We start from the raw sequence: 16,482 nt of genomic DNA on the forward strand, positions 1-16,482 counted from the left end.
GCAGGGTGAGGGGGGACGTGCCGCTCATCGGGCACCTCCCAGGGTGATCTCCAGGCGCCCGTTCTCGGGCCGGTCCGGGTCGTTGTCGCAGGTCGCGATCTCCAGCGGGCCGAGCCGCAGCACGCCGTCCTCCCTCTCCGATCGGTCCTCGTGGAACAGCCTTCGCAGGCGGGTGACTTGGACGCTTGAGACGCCCTGCACCGCGGCGGCCGCCGCGACCAGGCGGCTGAGCCGTACCGGTTCGCCGAACGTCAGGGCGTCCGGGTGGAAGAAGCCGAGCCGCCCCCCGGGCAGCCGGCCGCGGCCCAGGACGCGGTAGAGCTCGGCCAGGACCTGGCCCTGCTGGTGGCCGGGCTCGGCGCACACGGTCAGCGCGATGTCCACCGGCACGTGCCGGGCGGGGCCGACGACCAGGTCGTGGCCGATGCGCCGGTACGCCTCCAGGGAGTGCGCGACCGAGTCGAGCAGGGCAGGGGGCGGGGAGCCGGTCCCCAGCGCGTCGATGGCGATGTGCGCCTCCTGGACGCTGCCGGTCCAGCGGATCTCGGCGGCGGCCCGCTGGACGCCGGGCAGGGCCGAGGCGAGGGCCGCGTAGTCGTCGGCGGTGACGGCGCGCAGCCGGGTGCGGCGCAGGTCGAGCGGGGCCAACTGGCGTACCTGCTCCAGGGGTTCGGGCTCCACTCCGCCGAGTGCGGGCAGCGGGTTGCGCACGCCCGCGACGGGGACGGTGGCCTCGTCGGCGTCGTCGTCCCGGCAGAGCACCAGGTGGTTGATGGCCTCCGCGCCCACGTTGCCGGCGGTGGGGCCGCCGAGCCGGTAGCGGAGCTCCAGGCGGGCGCCCGGGGTGGGCCGGGCGCCGTGCAGGCCGTCGCCGAAGCGCAGGGCGAGGCGCCCGTCGTCGTCGAGCTCGCCCACGAAGTGCCGCTCGCGCGGGCCGCTTTCGAACAGGTCGCGGCGCGGCTCCCAGACGTGCTCGCCCTCGTGGACGCGTACGGCGGGCAGGGCGCGGCGCGGGTCCTGGACGAGGGCGGTGCTCGCCGGGCCGCGCAGGACGGGCTCGTCGGGGTGGAGTCCGGCGGCGTAGGGCGGGCCCCAGCTGTGGGCGATCTCCCAGGCGATGCGCCCGTCGAGGACCGTTCCCGCGCGGGCGCGGGCGGTGAGGACCTCGATGCGGCGCAGCTTGTTCGCGATCAACTTGTCGCTGCGGTGCAGGAGTTCGCGAAGGGCCCGGACCGGGTGGAGGTGCAGTTCGAGGCGTTCCAGGATCTTCAGGCCGTAGATCACCGTCAGCTCGGCGATCTCCGCCTCGTCGAGCCCGTCTCGGTCGCGGGCGCTGCGCCACAGCTCGACCAGGCGCTGCTTGATCCGCTCCGGTATCGCGGCGAGCCGGTCGGCCTGGCCCTTGCTGACGTGGGCCGGGTCGGGGAAGGCGACACTCTGGGTGACGGGGGTGCGGGCGAGCTTCGGGTGGAAGCGGGGCCTGATGCCCGGGTACACGGACTGGGCGAGCAGGGTCCGCAGGGCCCCGGCCTGCGCGTAGGCCGTGCCGGGGACGACACGTTCCTGGCGCTGCCCGGCCAGTTCGAGGCCTAGCCCGGCGCGGCTCGTCTCGGCCTCTCCCACGACGGCGAACAGCTCACGGACGTCGTCCGCGCTCAGCGACGTACCGCACTCCGCCTTATCCGCAAGGAAGTTGATGAGCCGCGCGGGTGCGTTGCCCTCGTCGCGGTCGGCGCAGCCGAACGCGGGTGGCTCGCAGGAGCCGACGACCGCCGGGTCGTGCGGCACGGTCACCGTCTCGGGCAGTGCGTCGCCGCACCAGTTCAGGGAGCGGCCGTGGTCGACGAGGGCCACGTTGCCGCGCGCCAGGCTGACGTCCTCGACCGGTGCGCAGTCGCGGCCGCCGAGCGTGGTCAGGCAGAGCGGGAAGCGCAGGGCGTCCTCGGCGGCCCAGGTGACCTCCAGGACGGGCTGGTCCTCGATGCGGTCGACGCCGGGGGTGACGGAGGTGAGGCGAACCGCCTGGCGGTGGGTGGGGTCGGCGTCGCCGGGGGTGCCGGTGCGCGGGCCCTTCACCTCTTCCAGGATCAGTACGTCGCCGGGGTGCAGGTCGAGCCGCCGCTCCTGGCACAGCTCGGGATCGGCCCACTCGTCGCGCAGGGTGACGGCGGTGGCGCCTGTGGGCAGGGCACAGGTGTCGCCGCCCCAGGTCCACAGCCGGATCGCGTTGTGCGCGTCGAGGAGCCGGAGCGGTTCGTCGGCGGCGACCGGTTCGAAGACCTCCACCGAGCCGCGCTCGTCCAGGTCGGCGAGGTCGGCGTCGTCGATGACGGTGCCGGGCTCGGGCCGGTCGTGCGCGTCGAGGGTGCGTACGTCGACGGAGGCGAAGCGGTAGGTGCCCGGCAGCAGGGTGTGCTCGCCGGCCGTCTCCACGGCGACGTACGCCCGCGCGCCCACCCCGTCGTGCATCGCGTAGTCGATGAGCCGTACGTGGCGGCGTACGGAGATCCGGCGGCGGGCGGTGTCCAGATAGGCCTCGGTGGCGACCGCGTCCTGCTGGTAGCTGATCCGGTCGCCGGTGTGGGCGAGCAGCTCGACCAGGGTCATGCCGAGGTCGGCGGGGTTGCGCTCGACCCAGTCGGGGGTGGTGAGTGCGAGGCGGTCCAGGAGGAGCTTGCGGATGGTCTCGTAGTCGCGGGCCGTGTAGTCGATGACCGGCGCCGCGGGGAACTCCGCGCCCTCTTCGGCCTGTTGAGGATCGTCCTTGCAGTCGAAGGGCGTGGGGCAGTCGGGCCGGAAGACGAAGCCTGCGCTGTGGTAGCGCTGGTCGAAGCCGCGGAAGGGCACGTCGCCGGGCCGCCCGTAGGGGTCGGCCTCCACGAGGGAGAGCCGGTAGCGGGAGGTGTCGCCGGCCTTGTCGAGGGTGACGTACAGGCGGTCGTCGAGCTCGGGGTCCTCCTCGCGCTCGACGCTCACGTCCAGGGCGTGGATGCCGGTGACGCGGCGGCCGCCGTCGATGCGTACGTTCTCCGGGCACAGGCCGTGCGGGGCCTTGCCGAGGAAGGTGACGGTGAGGGTGAACCCGTCGTCACCGACCTCCACGGCGTCAACTCCGTTGAGCTGTGCGGCTCTTACCTTGGCCCGTCGGCCTACGGTGCTGGTGCTCACGCCTGGGCCCTCCCTTCGAAGACGTCGTCACGGCGGGTCCCGGTGGCGCGCACGGCATAGGCGAGGAAGACGCGTACGACGTTCTCGTCGCTTTCCATGTCCAGCGCCTCGACCTCGATCAGGTCGCCGAGCCAGCGCTGCAGGGCGGCCTGCACGGACAGTTCGAGGGTGCTGGTCAGCTCGGGGCTGTTCGGGGAGAAGACCAGGTCGAGCAGTCCGCAGCCGAAGTCGGGGCGCATCACGCGCTCGCCGGGGCTGGTGAACAGCAACTGCTCGATCAGGTCGCGTACATGCTCGTCGTGGTCCGCGTGCGCGGTACGCCCCCGCCGGTCGACCCGGAACGGGAAGGCGAAGTCGCTGCGGATCCGTGTGCGTCGGCTCATCCGACCGTCACCTCTCGCTGCGTGGCCTGGACGAAGGGCGGCCCCTGGGCGACGAAGGCCGCCGAGAAGCACTGGGCCGCGGAGGTGTCGAGCAGCACGGGCACGCCGTCGACGGTGATGCCGATGTCGTGCGCGGCGAAGCGGACGGCCACACAGGGTGAGGGCACGCCGTCGACGGTGTGCGGGCAGCCTGCGACCACATGGGTGTGCGCGCCGGTGAGGACCGGCACGCCGTTGAGCAGCACCGCCCCGTTCGATGTCGATGTACTGGCGGCCGTGGCTCGGCCGCCGTGCGGGCAGCTGATCACGGCGTCCTCGCCGAGCAGGCTCCCGGATACCCCGGATGTCCCGGACAACTTGATTCGTCCCCCGTCTTGTTACTGCTTGGCGGCCATGTTCAACAGGCCCTTGATGGTCACTCGCTCGCCTTCGAGACGGATCTCCGCGCCCCCGCCGGTCGCGATGATGATCGCCCCCGGGGTGATGTGGATGTACGAGCCGCCCTCGGCCTGCAGCCGGATGCCGCGGTCCGCGCCCGGCGCGTCCGACATCACGATCTTGTTCGCGTTGGGTGTCTGCACCACGACCGGCTTGTGCTCGGACGCCTGCTCCACCAAGTCCCGTGCGTCGGGAGGGAGTTCGCCCTCATCCCCGTACCAGCACCCGGTCCATATCGGATAGCTGGGATCACCCTGCTCGAACTCGACCCAGACGCCGGCCCCCTTGGACGGCACCACGAACTGGCCGGCCTTGAGCCCGGTGAACGGCAGACAGGGCAACGCCCACGTCGAGGCCTCATTGCCCAGGACGTCCGGGACCTCGACGGTGACCCGGCCGATGCGCAGCGGGTCGTTGTTGTCGATCACCTTGCCGCGGAACTTGCCGAGGTAGCGATTGCTGGGTGCCGCCATGCTGAACTGCTCCTGGTGTGTGCGGTGTTGCGGGCATCTCTGCTGCGGTCATGGGCGGACGGTGCCGCTCTGCGCCTCCAGCCCCTCCCTGGACAGCGTGAAGTTCTGCTGGAAGGAGCCCGGCCGCAGGTTGTGCGTGACGGACTTGACGTAGTAGTCGCCGTCGTACGCCCGCCCGGAGCCGCGCACGCCCACCAACTGGCGGGGCTGCAGCAGATATCCGTGCCGGTTGACGTCGAGCGAGCCCGACCCCGAGATGACGTCGGCCGAAACGGCGGCCTGGGCCAGGAGTTCGGCCTCGGCCTGCGCGCGCAGCTGCTTGGCGGTGCCCGACAGCGTCTTGCGCTTGAGCGCGGGGGTGGGCCGCTTGCCGAGCGCGGGCCGCAGCGGGCTGATGGAAGGCTGCGGCAGCAGCGAGGAGAACCGGGTGCCCGGATCCTGCACGCGGGCCTGCGGTTCCGTCCGCGCGGTCCCGTCGTACGCGAACGTCAGCTGGTCGACCGTGGAGTTGGCGTCCATGTTGACGTTGAGGGCGTGCTGCCGGATGCCGAGGCGGACCTCCGGGCCCCAACGGGCGCTCGACTGGCCGGGGTTGGGCCCCGGCTCCAGGTAGAAGGTGTACCCATTGGCCCTGGCCAGCTCATTGACGTACTGCAGATCCGTACCGGTCTGGTAATGCACCCGCAGGTTCTCGTGGGGCGGCTGCGTGATGTGCTCGCGGTACACGTCCGGCCGGATGCCGTACTCGGAGTAGCGGCGCAGAATGGCCAGGACACGCTGGGACGGCGGCAGGTTCGGGTACCGGTCCGTGCGCTCCTCCAAGTCCATGAGGAGGGTGAGGTCTTCGCCGGTGACGGTGAGCGTGGAGTGCCCCGGCTGATTGCTGGCCCCCACCTCCTGCCGCACGATCAGCCCGTCGAGCAGCACTTCGGGCGTGCCCTTGACGGTGACGGTGACGACGACGCGGGTCTTCGGATCGAAGAACCCTTCCGGCAGCAGGTTCCGGCTGATCACCCCGTTCTTCGTCAGATCGAAGGCGAGCTGGAATCCGCTCCGCTCCCCCGCGGTGGCGGTGATCTGTGCACTGAGCAGCGCCTCGGTGACCTCTTGCGGGACCGGCTTGGTGAGCTGCGGCCCCATGTGGAGCGTGATGTGGACGGGGCCCTGCCCGACGGGAGTCTCACCCACGCCGGTTCCCCTGCGGGAAGCCGCCGGCGAGCGGGATGTCTATGGTGCTGCCGGCCTCGTCCGTCAGCTCCTGCGGATCGAGTACGGGATTGGCATCGGCGATCTGCCACCACTGGCCCGGGTCCCCGAAGTAGCGCTGCCCGAGCAGATCGGGGCGCTCGCCGGTGCTGACGGTGTGCTCCTGCGTGTCGCCCTCGTCGGGCAGCGGGGGCAGCAACCGCCGCTTGATGTAACGCACTTCGGTGCCATCCGGCTGCCGATGAATCCCGATCTCGGCATCGTGATAGCGACTCGACCTCGGGTACGGGTGCGCCCCCGGTATGGCATCCATCGCATTCTCGTACGGCTCTATCTCAGCCATGCCGCTGCCTCAGCCCCTCCCGCTCGGTGTTCCCGCACTTCGCCCCGCCCTGTTCATCAGCCCAGCACCCCGTTGAGCCCGAGCGCCCCGAGACTGCCGCGACGCGCGGCGCTCGCGAGGCGCTCCTTCTGCGCGAGGTGGGCCATGTAGAGGTCGGCGCCCAGGTGCCCGGCCGGGAGGTCGCTGACGCTGAGGACCTTGAGCCCGATGCTGAGCGAGGCCCTGATCGGGTTCAGGTTCACGTCGAACGCCGACTCATTGATGGACAGCTCGGTCAGCCGCACGGGCATGACCCGCTTGCTCCCCCAGGTGAACAGGGTCAACGGCATCTCGATCGGGCTGATCTCAATGGTCCCGTTCTTCGCCAGCCGGCTCGCTTCGCGGAGCTGCGCCGTGGTGGGCTGCACCAGCATTTCCAGGGTGGCCAGTTGGGGGTGGATGCCGTCCGGCGCGGCGATCTCGAGCTGATCGGTCGCGTCGATCTCGGCGGTGAACTTCCAGGTCTCCTGGGCGGGCCCCTTCAGGCGCAGGGCCTCGTTACGGTCCCCGTTTCCGCTGCCACCGCCGCCGGAGTCGCCTCCTGCGCCTGCTGTTTGGGGCGAGAGGCTTCGTTCCAGGGTGTCCGGGTTGAATTGGAGGACGATTATTCGTTGGGGGGTGCCGCGTTCGGGGTCTATGAGGACTATTCCTGAGCGGATGGGCTTGGGGATGTTGGCGTAGCGGGTCACAGGCGGGCCTCCAGGCGACGTGAGAGGTCGGCGTAGTCCCAAGCGGGGAATAGTCGAGGGAATTCTTGCAGCATGGTCGTCAAATGACTTTTGACGTGCTCGAAGTCCGGGTGCCCCAATGCGACGTCATCGGCGAATAGGTACTGCCACCCAAACGTACCTTTCGTGATGGCTAGTTGTTCCATGTATGCGGGATAGGTCAGGTCGAGTTGCACATACTGCCGATCCCAACCCGCAACCTTGTTCAATTCCATGTCGTAGTACCAAACCTCCCAGGGATCGACGATCGCCTGAACACGAACCGCTGCGAGTTGCCCCGTCGCGGCCAGCGGCGTGTCGTCGATTACCCGCAGCTGCGAGAAGAGCTCCCGCTCCTCATCCGTAGAGCCGGGCCAGGCCAGTTCGGGCGCATGCTTGAGCACTGCCGTGAAGAGATCGGTCACTCTGAACTCGCCGCCGAAGTCAGCCGGGCCAAACGACTCGCTGTACCAGCAATTTGCGATCTCGGAGATTCGCGGACTGTTGACGCACAGGTCGCGACTGAAATTCACCCCCTCCCAATCGGGAAGGTACGAGAAGAGCTCAGGCGCCGAGTCGAAAACCTCACCGAGATCTCCCGTGTCGGCGCGGTTTACCGAAATGGCCCCACAGGTGATGATCTCTTGTTGCGCCTGGAACAACTTTCGTTCAGCGTCGGTCGGCTCGCGCATATCTTCGTGCTCTCCACTCGACTTGACTTCTTCAGTACTCAATATTGCCGTCCCCCTCAGCAGCCGCCAGGGAAGTGACTCCGGCCGAGAAGTCCGATATTCGACTCTTGCGCGTATCCGGGAGTTCAGTCAGGCGTTTCACCAACTCCACCGTACGTTTCGGCTTGGCGGCGGCGGATGAACCATCTCCATTATGATCACGGACATAAACAATAGCCTTCGCGAAAGCCTCCGAAACGCGCAGCATCCTCATCAGTCGTTTAACTGTGTCCCGATTCGGGCGAACCAAACTCGCCGCACCGTTTGGCGCTGGCGGCTTTTCCAGAGGTCCCACCGAGAATTTAAGGGGGCCATGACCGACAGGAGTCTTCTCTTTCCACTCTTTGGCAACGTTATCGTATCGATATGCCCCCCATTTTGCGGAAATCGTCCGCGGGAAACCCTTCGCAGTGCTCTGCCAGTAGGTCAGGTCTATCTGATACCACACCATACGCAGCTTGTCGGCGCGACTCGCGTCGTCGCGATTCATTTCATTTTCCGGATACTGCTCGATCCCGCGATAAAAAATGGGATTGTTGACGGTATTCCGGGCCGGCACCAGGTTGGATCCGAGGAAGGGGCCTCCAAGCTTCTCAGGGAGCATGTGCATCCGGACCCATCGCGTGCTGGCTTCCCTGTTGAGGTCATACTTGTTGAGATGCCGGAATCCCAGGGGCTCGTGCACGAGACGCGAATGCGCCTTTTGACCATGCGCTTTGGCGAATTTGGCATTGAGATATTCGGCCTTGAAATTCTTCGCCAGCTCACCATTGGCGAACTTTGGGATGCGAGGCGGCGGGAGCTTCGGGTCCGGCTGGTTCTCAAGGTAGTCAGTGTGCTCCTCGTAGTCGTTCGTGTCGAAGTCCTCGGCGTCGGTGTATCCCGAAGTGACCGGAGCGGTCGGATTGAGTGTCGCCGCAACGCCAAAACCCGGGTTTCCTGCCTTCGCCAGACGAGTGAGCCGATACCAGCGCCGGAGATTGGCCAGCAGTTCTCTGTGCACCGACGGATCCATGCCCTTGGCCAGTTTCTTGCGAATGATCGGCCGGATACGGGCAACGATCCTCGCCAACCGCTGCGCCTTGTCGTCCTCTTCTTGCTTCCGCTTGTCCTTGTCGTCCCTACTCTTGGGTCTGCCGGGCCCAGGCCTGCGCCCGGGCCCATCCTTGCCGGGCTTGCGTCCCGGTCCGTTCGTGCCGGGCTTGCGCCCTGGGCCGTCCTTGTCGGGTTTCGGCTTCCCAGGTGCGTCCTTGTCTCCCCTCGGCTTCCCCGGCCCGTCCTTGCCATCGCCCTTCGGCTTGTCCGGACCCTGATCCTTGGGCTTACCCGGCGCACCCTTGTCGTCCTTGGGCTTGCCCGTCCCGTCCTTGTCGTCCTTCGGCTTGCCGGGCGCATCCTTGCCGTCGTCCTTGGGCTTGTCCGGCGTAGCGTCCTTCGGCTTGTCCGGCGACGTGTCCTTCGGCTTCGTGCCGGGGTCGGTCTTCGGCTTCGCGTCCGTGTCGGTTTTCGGCTTGGCCGGAGTCTCCGGCTTCGGCTTGGGCTTCGGCGCAGGCGTCGGGCGCGTATCCGGCTTGGCCGGGGCCCCCTTGTCGCCCTTCGTCCCATCACCCGCGGGCTTCTTCCCGTCAGCCCCGGCCCCGGGCTTCTTCGGGTCGGTCTTCGTCCCCGGCTTGCCATCAGCCTTCGGCGCCGGCGTCGTCTTCGGCCCCGACTTGGGCGTCGCAGGCGATGACGCGGGCGTCGTCTTCGGGGCGCCCTTGTCGCCACCCTTGTCGCCGCCCTTGTCATCCGAGCCCCCGTCGGGCTTCTTCCCGTCGCCCTTCCCGCCCTTGTCCTTGCCGAGCTTGACGGCAACGCCCTTCAGCCGCTTGCCCACCTTCGCGACGTACTTGCCGATCCCGCTCAGCAACGCCTCGTACGCCAGCTCGAGAAGCGCCACGATCCCCGCCGCCACCGCCTTCGCGAAGAGGATCCCGGCGCCACCCTGGCGGACCGCCTTCAGCCACGAGATCACCGCGCCGATCGCCCGCAGGATTTCGCCCAGCGCCCCGATCGCCGTACGGATCGCGTCGATGACCGCCATGGCCCAGCCCGCGCCCGGGATCAGCTTGGCGATGACCTTCGTGATGACGATCTCGCCGATGATGAGAGGGAGCATCGGGACGATCGCGTCCCAGGTCTCCTTGACGATCTTTTCGAGGGTGAAGCCGCCCTTCATCAGCTTCTCCAGGATCGCCTTCGGGACCCCGATGATTTCCTCGATCTTCGAGGAGAACCACGACTTGACCGCCGAGATCACCTCGCGGAAGAGGTGGTTCTTCGCGCCGTCCACCGCGGAGTTCTTCGCCCCGCTCAGCCAACCGCCCGGATCGGAGAGGAAGTCGACCGCGATGAGCATGAAGTCGCCCAGCGCGGAGAGGAGTTTCGAGGCGTAGTCGAGGACCGTCTTGACCGCGTCGACGACCGCCTTGATGACGTCCTTGAGCATCTTCTTCAGGATGTTCAGGATGTCGCTGAGCATCTTGGCGATGGCGTTCAGGAGATCAGTGATGATCTTCTTCAGCATCGCCGCGAGACGGTTCACGAAGGCGATCGCCGCCGCGATGAGGGAAGTGATGAACTTCCGTATGCGGTTGGCGAGTTCGATGATGGCCCGCACCATCGCCTTGGCGAACTCGATCAGATCATTGATGAGCGTCTTGATCGTCTCGACGATGAACTTGCGCGCCTCGTTGATCCAGCGCTCGACGTTCTCCTTGAAGTTCTTGATGAACCCGATGACCGCGTCGCGTGCCGCCTTGATGACGCGGACGATCGCGTTCTTGATCTCGATGACCTTCTCTTTGATCCAGTTGAAGGCCTTGCTGACCCAGTTGCCCGAGTCCTTGACGCTGTTGTCGCGCTGTTTGTCGGCGTCCTTCTCCGCCTTGGTGTTCTCGTCCTTGATCTTCTTGTCGCCGTCGTCCTTTTCCTTGGTGACGTCCTTGTCTGTCTTTTCTTCCTTGTCCTTGACGTCCTTGCGGACCTTGTCGTGCCGGTCCGTCTTCTTCGTGCCGAGCTTCTTGAGCTCGCCGTCCTGCTCCGTACGCCAGTCCGCGCGCTGCGAAGTGACCTCGGTCATCGCCTTGCCGCGCTGGTCCGCCTGGCTCTTGGTGTTGGTCGCGATCTCGGCGTCGACCTTCGCCTTGTGCTTCGCCTGGGACTCGCGGAAGTCCTTGTCCTTGGTCTGACGCCCCTCGGACATGCCCTTCTGGCCCTGGCTGAAGGCCTGTTGGAACTGCGGACCGCGGTCGTGCTCGGCGACCTCCGACGCGGCCTCGGGAGGTACGGCCCCGGTGGACGCGCCACCCTCGGGGCCGCCGCCCTTGCTGCCGTCGGCGCCGGGCACCTTCCCCTTCATCTGCTCCTTGGGAGCGTTGGGGTAGACCTGGTTCTCGCCCATCGGACGGCCTGCGTCGTCGCGGCCCGTGGCGACGGTCTCCTGGCCCTTGGTATCGACGCTGGTGCCCTGCTCGCCGGCCGTCGTCTCGGCGGCGCCCTGCATCTCCACGCCCGGCGCATTGCCCGCCTGGGCCTTCTTCAGCGCCTCGTCCTTGGTGGGCAGGCCGGCGAACTTGGCGGCCAGGGCCTGCGGGTCGACCGTGGGTTCGTCGGCGCCGAAGAAGCTCGTGACCGCGTTGACGATCTTGCCGCCGATAAAGCCCAGGGCCATCGCGAAGGTGTCCCAGCCGCCGGGCTCCTCCGCCTTCTCGGCCTCGATCTGCCCCTCGGGCTCCTTGGCGCCCTTGACCTCGGCCTTCTCGTCCTTGGGGGCCTCGGACTTCTGCGCGGGGTCCTGGGAGTACGTCGCCGCGGCGTCGGACTTGGGCTTGCCTTCCAAGGTCTGCGGCGCGCCTGCCGGGCGCTGCATCTGGGGCGGCGCGGCGGCGAGGGCCTTGTGCTCGTCGCCGACCGTGCGGTCAGCGGCGCCGCTCACGCCCGACATGGCCTGGAGTGCCTTGTGCGGCTTGAGCTTCGCGGCCGTGGACAGGCCCGCCTCGGGGGACACCGTGGAGAGGTTCGGGGCGGCGGCGGAGTCCTTCTTCCCCTTGCCCGGGGCGGCCGCCTTGCTCCCGCCACCGCCTCCCCCGCCCCCGCGTGCCTTCGGCGCGGAACCCTGCTTGCGGCCGGCGGCCTTGGGCGCCGGGGCGGTCTCCGGGCCGGGCGCGGCCTCGGGAGCCGGGGCCGGTGCCTCGGGAGCCTTCGCGGGCTCCGGAGCCGGCTCGGGCGCCTTCGGGGCGGGGGCCTCCTCCTTCGGGGCGCTGCCACCCCCAGGCGCGTCACCGGACGGAGCCTTCGGTTCGGGCGCCGGCTCGCTCTTGCCGGAAGTCCCCGCTCCGGCCCCCGAGCCCGCCGAAGCCCCGGAGGACCCCGAAGAACCCGATGGGGCCGACGACTTGGCAGCCGGCTCCGAAGCCGCCGACTTGCTCCCGCCCGCCTGCTGAGATCCCTTCTCCGGCGCACTCCCCGCCTTGTCCCCGGCCGCCGGGGCGCCCTTCTCCTCCTTGGCGGCGGCCTCCTTGGCCGGGGCCTCCTTGGCCTCACCGCCGCCGGCCTTGCCCGGCGCTTCCTGCACCGTCGTCTGCGCGGCGACCGGCCCGGCCTTCGGGTCGTCGCCGCTCTTCGGGTCCTTCGTGGGCGCGCCCGCCCCCGCCGGAGCGGCGGCGGCCCGCTCCACGTCGACGCCACTCAACTGCCCGCCGTCCAGGCCCTCTTGGCTCGCGTCGGCCGAAGGTTCCACCGGGGCGGCGGACTCCTCCTCGGCCTCCGGCAGCTCCGCGTCCTCGGCGTCCTCGGCGGCTCGCTCGGCCTGCACCTTGTCGGCCTTGGTCGGCGGCGGTGCCGGGAAGGACGGCGTCGCGCCGGACCCGGCCGCCCCCGGCTCCAGCTTGTCGGCGGTCGGTACGGCGGACACGTCGAGGTCCTGCTCGGGCAGGAAGTCCTCGGGCGCGAGCTTGGTGTCCCAGGCGCTCGGCTCCCCGCCGCCGACCTCGACCTCCGAGTCGCTTCCCGAGCCGAACGGATCGTCCTCGGCCTTCTCGTCCGCGCCTTCCAGATCCTGATTGCGTACGCCGTCGAGCTTGCTGACCGCACCGGACTGCTGCGCGTCCTTGCCGCTCGCCTTGGGCGAGCCGGTGGGCTTGTCGCCGCCGCGCTTGTCCTCCGGCTTCAGCTGCTTGCCCGCCGCCATCGCGTCGGCCGCGCCCGGCCGGTTCTTGGCCGCGGACTCCTCCTTGCTCGCGGCCGCGGCGCCCTGCTGGTCCTGCCCCTCCTTGCCCTCGGCGCCGCCCGCTTCCTTCTTCTCGCCCTTCTCGCCGCCGCCCTGCCCGCCGCTCCCTGACTTCGTGCCCGACTCGCCGCTCCGGCCCGAGGACGACTCCTGCCGCGGAGCGGCAGGGGGCGCGGCCGCACCCCCTGAACCCTCGCTGCCGGACTGGGCGTTGTCTTGCTTCCGGCCCTCACCGGGCTTCGACTGAGGCTTCGGCTTGTGCCGCCCGCCCTGCGGACTGGTCCCGTCCTCCCTGCTGCCCCCGTTCTCCGGGGTGCTGCCGGGCGCCCACTCCAGGTCGACCTGTTCCTTCTCCGGACCGGGCGCGATCCCGGGCAGCGCCTCCTCGGCCCGCTCCTCCTCGGCCCGGCGCCACTCGGTCTCCCGCTCCAGGAGCAGGTCTGCCGCCGAGTCGCTCTCCAGGCCCGGCACATCGAGGGAGTTCTGCTCCAGCTCGTCGACGTCACCGATGTCGTCGACGAGATCGAGCACCCGCTCGTGCTCCGAGCTGAGCAGCCGGTCCTCCAGTTTGACCAGCACCCCGTCCAGCAACTCGTCGGGCAGCCGCGCCAGTTGCATCCGGGTGCGCTTGGACAGGTCCTCCGGGTCGCCGCGCAGCGAGCGCACCACCGAGTTGGTGAGGCGGTCCACGAGCGTCGCCGGGTCGATCTGCTCGATGCGGTTGCGGTCGGCGTCGACGGTGGCGTACCGCATCCACCCGGGGGTGGCCTGCCCCTCCTCGACGTCCGGCGCAGAGGCCGGGTCCGACTCCTCGGACCGTACGACCGCCTGCGCGCCCTCCTCCGCCTCCCGCTCCGCCGCCTGCTGCGGCAGGCTGACCGCGCCCAGGTCACGGCCGGCGCGCAGCGCGCCCAGCCCGTCGGGGTTCTGCACCGTGTGCAACAGCTCGTGGGCGAGCAGGCGTTGGCCGTCGACCGTGCCCGGCCGGTAGGCGCCCTCGCGGAAGAAGATGTCCTGGCCGACCGCGACCGCGTCCGCGCCGAGCAGGTCGGTGAGGACGCCCGCGTCACGGTCGGTGTGCAGGCGTACGCGGCTGAAGTCGTGCCCCAGTTGCTCCTCCAACTCCCGCCGTACGCCCACGTCGAGAGGCTGTCCGGCGCCGCTGACGATGTCCTTCGGCTCGGGCGCGCGGTTCTTGGCGGCGCGTTCCTTGCGCTTCTTGCGGCGCTGTTCGGCGGACTGCTCGGCGCGGGAGTCCTGGGTGGGAGAGCTGCTCATCGGGTCACCTCCCCGCGGCCGGAAAGCCCGGCGTGCACGGCCCGGGCCAGCTCCTGGCCCAGGCGGCGCGCCGACAGGCTGGCGGGCAGCGGCGGCAGGCCGGACAGCCCGTCCACGGCCAGGGCGCCGTCCGCCGCCAGCGGCACGCCGTGTTCGCGTACGAGACGGGACAGCTCGCGCTCGAAGGACGCCGAAACCCGGTCGGGGTCGACGCGGAAGCCGTCGAGGACCAGCTCGCCGACGTCGATGCGTATCTCATGGGGCTCTTGACCGTCGCGTTTCACACCCATCCGCGGACCTCCGTCGGCGTCAAGGAGCGTTCCAGCTTGAGGTATTCGGTACGGGCCGCCGCGAGCATGTGCCGCATCTGCAGCCGGTCGCCCTCCTCGGCGGCGAGGAAGGCCCCGGAGAGGGCGATGTTGCGGATCGAGCCGCCGGCGACGGTGAGTTGGGCGAGGAGGTCCGGCTCGATGCCCTTGACCGGGGTCTGGGGTGGCAGGACGCGGCGCCAGATCTCGGCGCGTTCCTGCTCGGCCGGGAAGGGGAAGTCGACGACGAAGCGGATGCGGCGCATGAAGGCCGTGTCGAGGGCCTTCTTCATGTTGGTGGTGAGGATGGCGAGGCCCCGGTAGGCCTCCATGCGCATCAGGAGGTAGCTGACCTCCAGGTTGGCGTACCGGTCGTGGCTGTCCTTGACCTCGCTGCGCTTGCCGAACAGGGCGTCGGCCTCGTCGAACAGGAGCAGCGCGCCGCCGCGTTCGGCGGCGTCGAAGACCTTGCGGAGGTTCTTCTCGGTCTCGCCGATGTACTTACTGACCACCTGGGAGAGGTCGATGATGAAGAGGTCGAGGCCGAGTTCCTTGGCCATCACCTCGGCGGCCAGGGTCTTGCCGGTGCCGGAACCGCCCGCGAAGAGCGCGGTGACGCCGAGGCCGCGGCGCAGGGTCGCCGCGAATCCCCACTCCTGGTGGACCTTCGCGCGCTGCCGTACGTGCGCGACGATCTCGCGCAGCACGCTGGTCTGCCGGTCGTGCAGCACCAGGTCGTCCCAGCCCGCGTCGGGCTCGATGCGCCGCCCCAGCTCGTCCATGCCGACGCGGGCCTCGCCCAGACCGGCCCGCCAGGCGAGCTGCGCCCCGTCGAGCACGTCCTCGTCGGGCAGATCGCGACGGACGGCGGCAGCGGCGGAGCGTACGACATGGGGCGGCAGCTGGAACTGCGCCACCAGGGAGCGGAGCTCTCCCTCTTCGATGTCGACGACGCCTTCGAACTCCCCCGCCCACAGGCCGAGTTGCTCCTCGTCGTCCAGCTGCGGCACGCTCACCCGTTCACCGCGTGCCCGCTCCGACGCGCGTGGGTCCTCGCTGGAGACGACGACGGGTACGGCGGCCCCGGCCAGGAACGCCTCGGTCGCCGCCCGCTGGTCCCGGTCCAGTTCGCCTACCTCTACGAGCAGCGCGGCCGGGAGCAGGATCGCCTCGCGCTGCCAGAGCCGGGCGAGCGCGTCGCGGGCGGCCGGGTCGGTGGGGATGTCCTCGGCGTTCATCGCGTAGATCCCGAGCCCGGCGCGGGCGGCCGCGGCGGCGGCGATGTCGGCGCGGCTGCGCAGGTCGCCGCCGACCAGCTCGACGAGGAGCGGCGCACCGGGGCGCGCGGCCGTCGTCCAGCCCGCGGTGACCCGGTTCGCGGCCAGGTCGTACGAGGGCGGCAGCCCGTCCGCGACCGGCGTGCGGCGCAGCTGGCCGTGCAGCCGGGCGTCCAGATAGGGCGAGCCGAGCAGGAAGTGCAGGATGCGCTCGTCGAGCCGGAGCCGGGACATGGTCAGCCGCGACTCGTCGTCGAGCTCCACCAGGCGCCAGCGGCGCAGCGGGGCGACCGGGGTGAGCGCACTCCAGTGCGGCTCGGCGAGCGCGGCGAGGGCGAGCGAGAAGGTGGGGTACGCCCGCTCGGGATCACCGCTCGCGGCGGCGCAGCGTGCGGCGGTCGTGGGGTCGAGCTCGTGGGCGGCGGTGAGCAGGACGAGGTCCCGCTCGAAGGGTGTGAGGCCGAAGCAGGAGGCAAGGGCCGTGAGGGGCGCGGCAGTTGCGGGTGTCTCGGCGGGTACGTTGCCGGGGTCGGCCGCCGCTTTGCCGGGGTCGGCCGCCGCCTTCCCGGGATCGGCTGCCGCCTTAGGCGCATCGCCCGCAGGCCCGGCGGAAGCTCCGGAAGGGTCGGAGCCTTCGGACACTCCAGAACCTCCAGAACCTCCAGAACCTTCGGAAACCCTGGAACCTCCGGAAGCCCCAGAGCCTTCGGAAGCCCCGGACCTTTCGGAACCCCGGGAAGCCCGGCCCGCCCGTGCCGCATGCGCGTCCACGAGGGCCAGCACCCGCTGGATCTCCGCCGTCAACGGCAGGGCCCCGCCCCGCCCGGCCGCCGTGCCCGGTGCGTCCGCCGCCATGTCCTCA

At 69.8% G+C, this 16,482-nt stretch carries 11 protein-coding genes; all 11 read right to left on the reverse strand.

All coding sequences use genetic code 11. The features are described from left to right. Nucleotides 1–24: 24 nt before the first annotated feature. The 11 genes from OG430_RS08460 to OG430_RS08510 are packed head-to-tail and all read right to left on the reverse strand — an operon-like array spanning nucleotide 25 to nucleotide 16,475. Nucleotides 25–3,168, reverse strand: a complete 3,144-nt coding sequence (locus tag OG430_RS08460; RefSeq protein WP_327351812.1) for a putative baseplate assembly protein — start codon at nucleotides 3,166–3,168, stop codon at nucleotides 25–27. After that, on the reverse strand, nucleotides 3,165–3,551 hold the full coding sequence (locus tag OG430_RS08465; RefSeq protein WP_327351813.1) for a GPW/gp25 family protein: 387 nt from the start codon (nucleotides 3,549–3,551) through the stop codon (nucleotides 3,165–3,167). The genes OG430_RS08460 and OG430_RS08465 overlap by 4 nt, the downstream gene beginning before the upstream one ends. Further along, the gene (locus OG430_RS08470) at nucleotides 3,548–3,907 is read right to left on the reverse strand and encodes a hypothetical protein (RefSeq protein ID WP_327351814.1); all 360 of its coding nucleotides are present in this window, start codon (nucleotides 3,905–3,907) and stop codon (nucleotides 3,548–3,550) included. Before OG430_RS08470 ends, OG430_RS08465 begins: the two co-directional genes overlap by 4 nt. A 21-nt stretch (nucleotides 3,908–3,928) precedes the next feature. Beyond that, on the reverse strand, nucleotides 3,929–4,462 hold the full coding sequence (locus OG430_RS08475) for a phage baseplate assembly protein V (RefSeq protein WP_327351815.1): 534 nt from the start codon (nucleotides 4,460–4,462) through the stop codon (nucleotides 3,929–3,931). Between the two features lie 48 nt (nucleotides 4,463–4,510). After that, entirely contained in the window at nucleotides 4,511–5,650 is a 1,140-nt protein-coding gene (locus OG430_RS08480) for a hypothetical protein (protein WP_327351816.1), read from the reverse strand. Beyond that, nucleotides 5,643–6,011, reverse strand: coding sequence for a hypothetical protein (locus OG430_RS08485; RefSeq protein WP_327351817.1), 369 nt, complete (start codon nucleotides 6,009–6,011; stop codon nucleotides 5,643–5,645). The genes OG430_RS08480 and OG430_RS08485 overlap by 8 nt, the downstream gene beginning before the upstream one ends. 56 nt (nucleotides 6,012–6,067) lie before the next feature. Beyond that, the gene (locus OG430_RS08490; protein ID WP_327351818.1) at nucleotides 6,068–6,739 is read right to left on the reverse strand and encodes a hypothetical protein; all 672 of its coding nucleotides are present in this window, start codon (nucleotides 6,737–6,739) and stop codon (nucleotides 6,068–6,070) included. Further along, nucleotides 6,736–7,449, reverse strand: coding sequence for a hypothetical protein (locus OG430_RS08495; protein ID WP_327351819.1), 714 nt, complete (start codon nucleotides 7,447–7,449; stop codon nucleotides 6,736–6,738). Before OG430_RS08495 ends, OG430_RS08490 begins: the two co-directional genes overlap by 4 nt. Before the next feature lie 31 nt (nucleotides 7,450–7,480). Beyond that, the gene (locus tag OG430_RS08500; protein ID WP_327351820.1) at nucleotides 7,481–14,035 is read right to left on the reverse strand and encodes an eCIS core domain-containing protein; all 6,555 of its coding nucleotides are present in this window, start codon (nucleotides 14,033–14,035) and stop codon (nucleotides 7,481–7,483) included. Then, nucleotides 14,032–14,325, reverse strand: coding sequence for a hypothetical protein (locus OG430_RS08505; protein ID WP_327351821.1), 294 nt, complete (start codon nucleotides 14,323–14,325; stop codon nucleotides 14,032–14,034). The genes OG430_RS08500 and OG430_RS08505 overlap by 4 nt, the downstream gene beginning before the upstream one ends. Continuing rightward, nucleotides 14,316–16,475 carry an ATP-binding protein gene (locus tag OG430_RS08510; RefSeq protein ID WP_327351822.1) on the reverse strand — a complete coding sequence of 720 codons (2,160 nt, stop codon included), beginning with the start codon at nucleotides 16,473–16,475 and terminating at the stop codon, nucleotides 14,316–14,318. Before OG430_RS08510 ends, OG430_RS08505 begins: the two co-directional genes overlap by 10 nt. Nucleotides 16,476–16,482: the final 7 nt, after the last annotated feature.

The sequence above is a fragment of the Streptomyces sp. NBC_01304 genome (assembly GCF_035975855.1).
GTDB lineage: Bacteria > Actinomycetota > Actinomycetes > Streptomycetales > Streptomycetaceae > Streptomyces.

Excerpts from the sequence above, each read along its gene's own strand:
- OG430_RS08500 (WP_327351820.1), bottom strand. The coding sequence starts at position 14,035 with ATGAGCAGCTCTCCCACCCAGGACTCCCGCGCCGAGCAGTCCGCCGAA.
- OG430_RS08495 (WP_327351819.1), bottom strand. The coding sequence starts at position 7,449 with ATGCGCGAGCCGACCGACGCTGAACGAAAGTTGTTCCAGGCGCAACAA.
- OG430_RS08475 (WP_327351815.1), bottom strand. The coding sequence starts at position 4,462 with ATGGCGGCACCCAGCAATCGCTACCTCGGCAAGTTCCGCGGCAAGGTG.
- OG430_RS08485 (WP_327351817.1), bottom strand. The coding sequence starts at position 6,011 with ATGGCTGAGATAGAGCCGTACGAGAATGCGATGGATGCCATACCGGGG.
- OG430_RS08465 (WP_327351813.1), bottom strand. The coding sequence starts at position 3,551 with ATGAGCCGACGCACACGGATCCGCAGCGACTTCGCCTTCCCGTTCCGG.
- OG430_RS08510 (WP_327351822.1), bottom strand. The coding sequence starts at position 16,475 with ATGGCGGCGGACGCACCGGGCACGGCGGCCGGGCGGGGCGGGGCCCTG.
- OG430_RS08505 (WP_327351821.1), bottom strand. The coding sequence starts at position 14,325 with ATGGGTGTGAAACGCGACGGTCAAGAGCCCCATGAGATACGCATCGAC.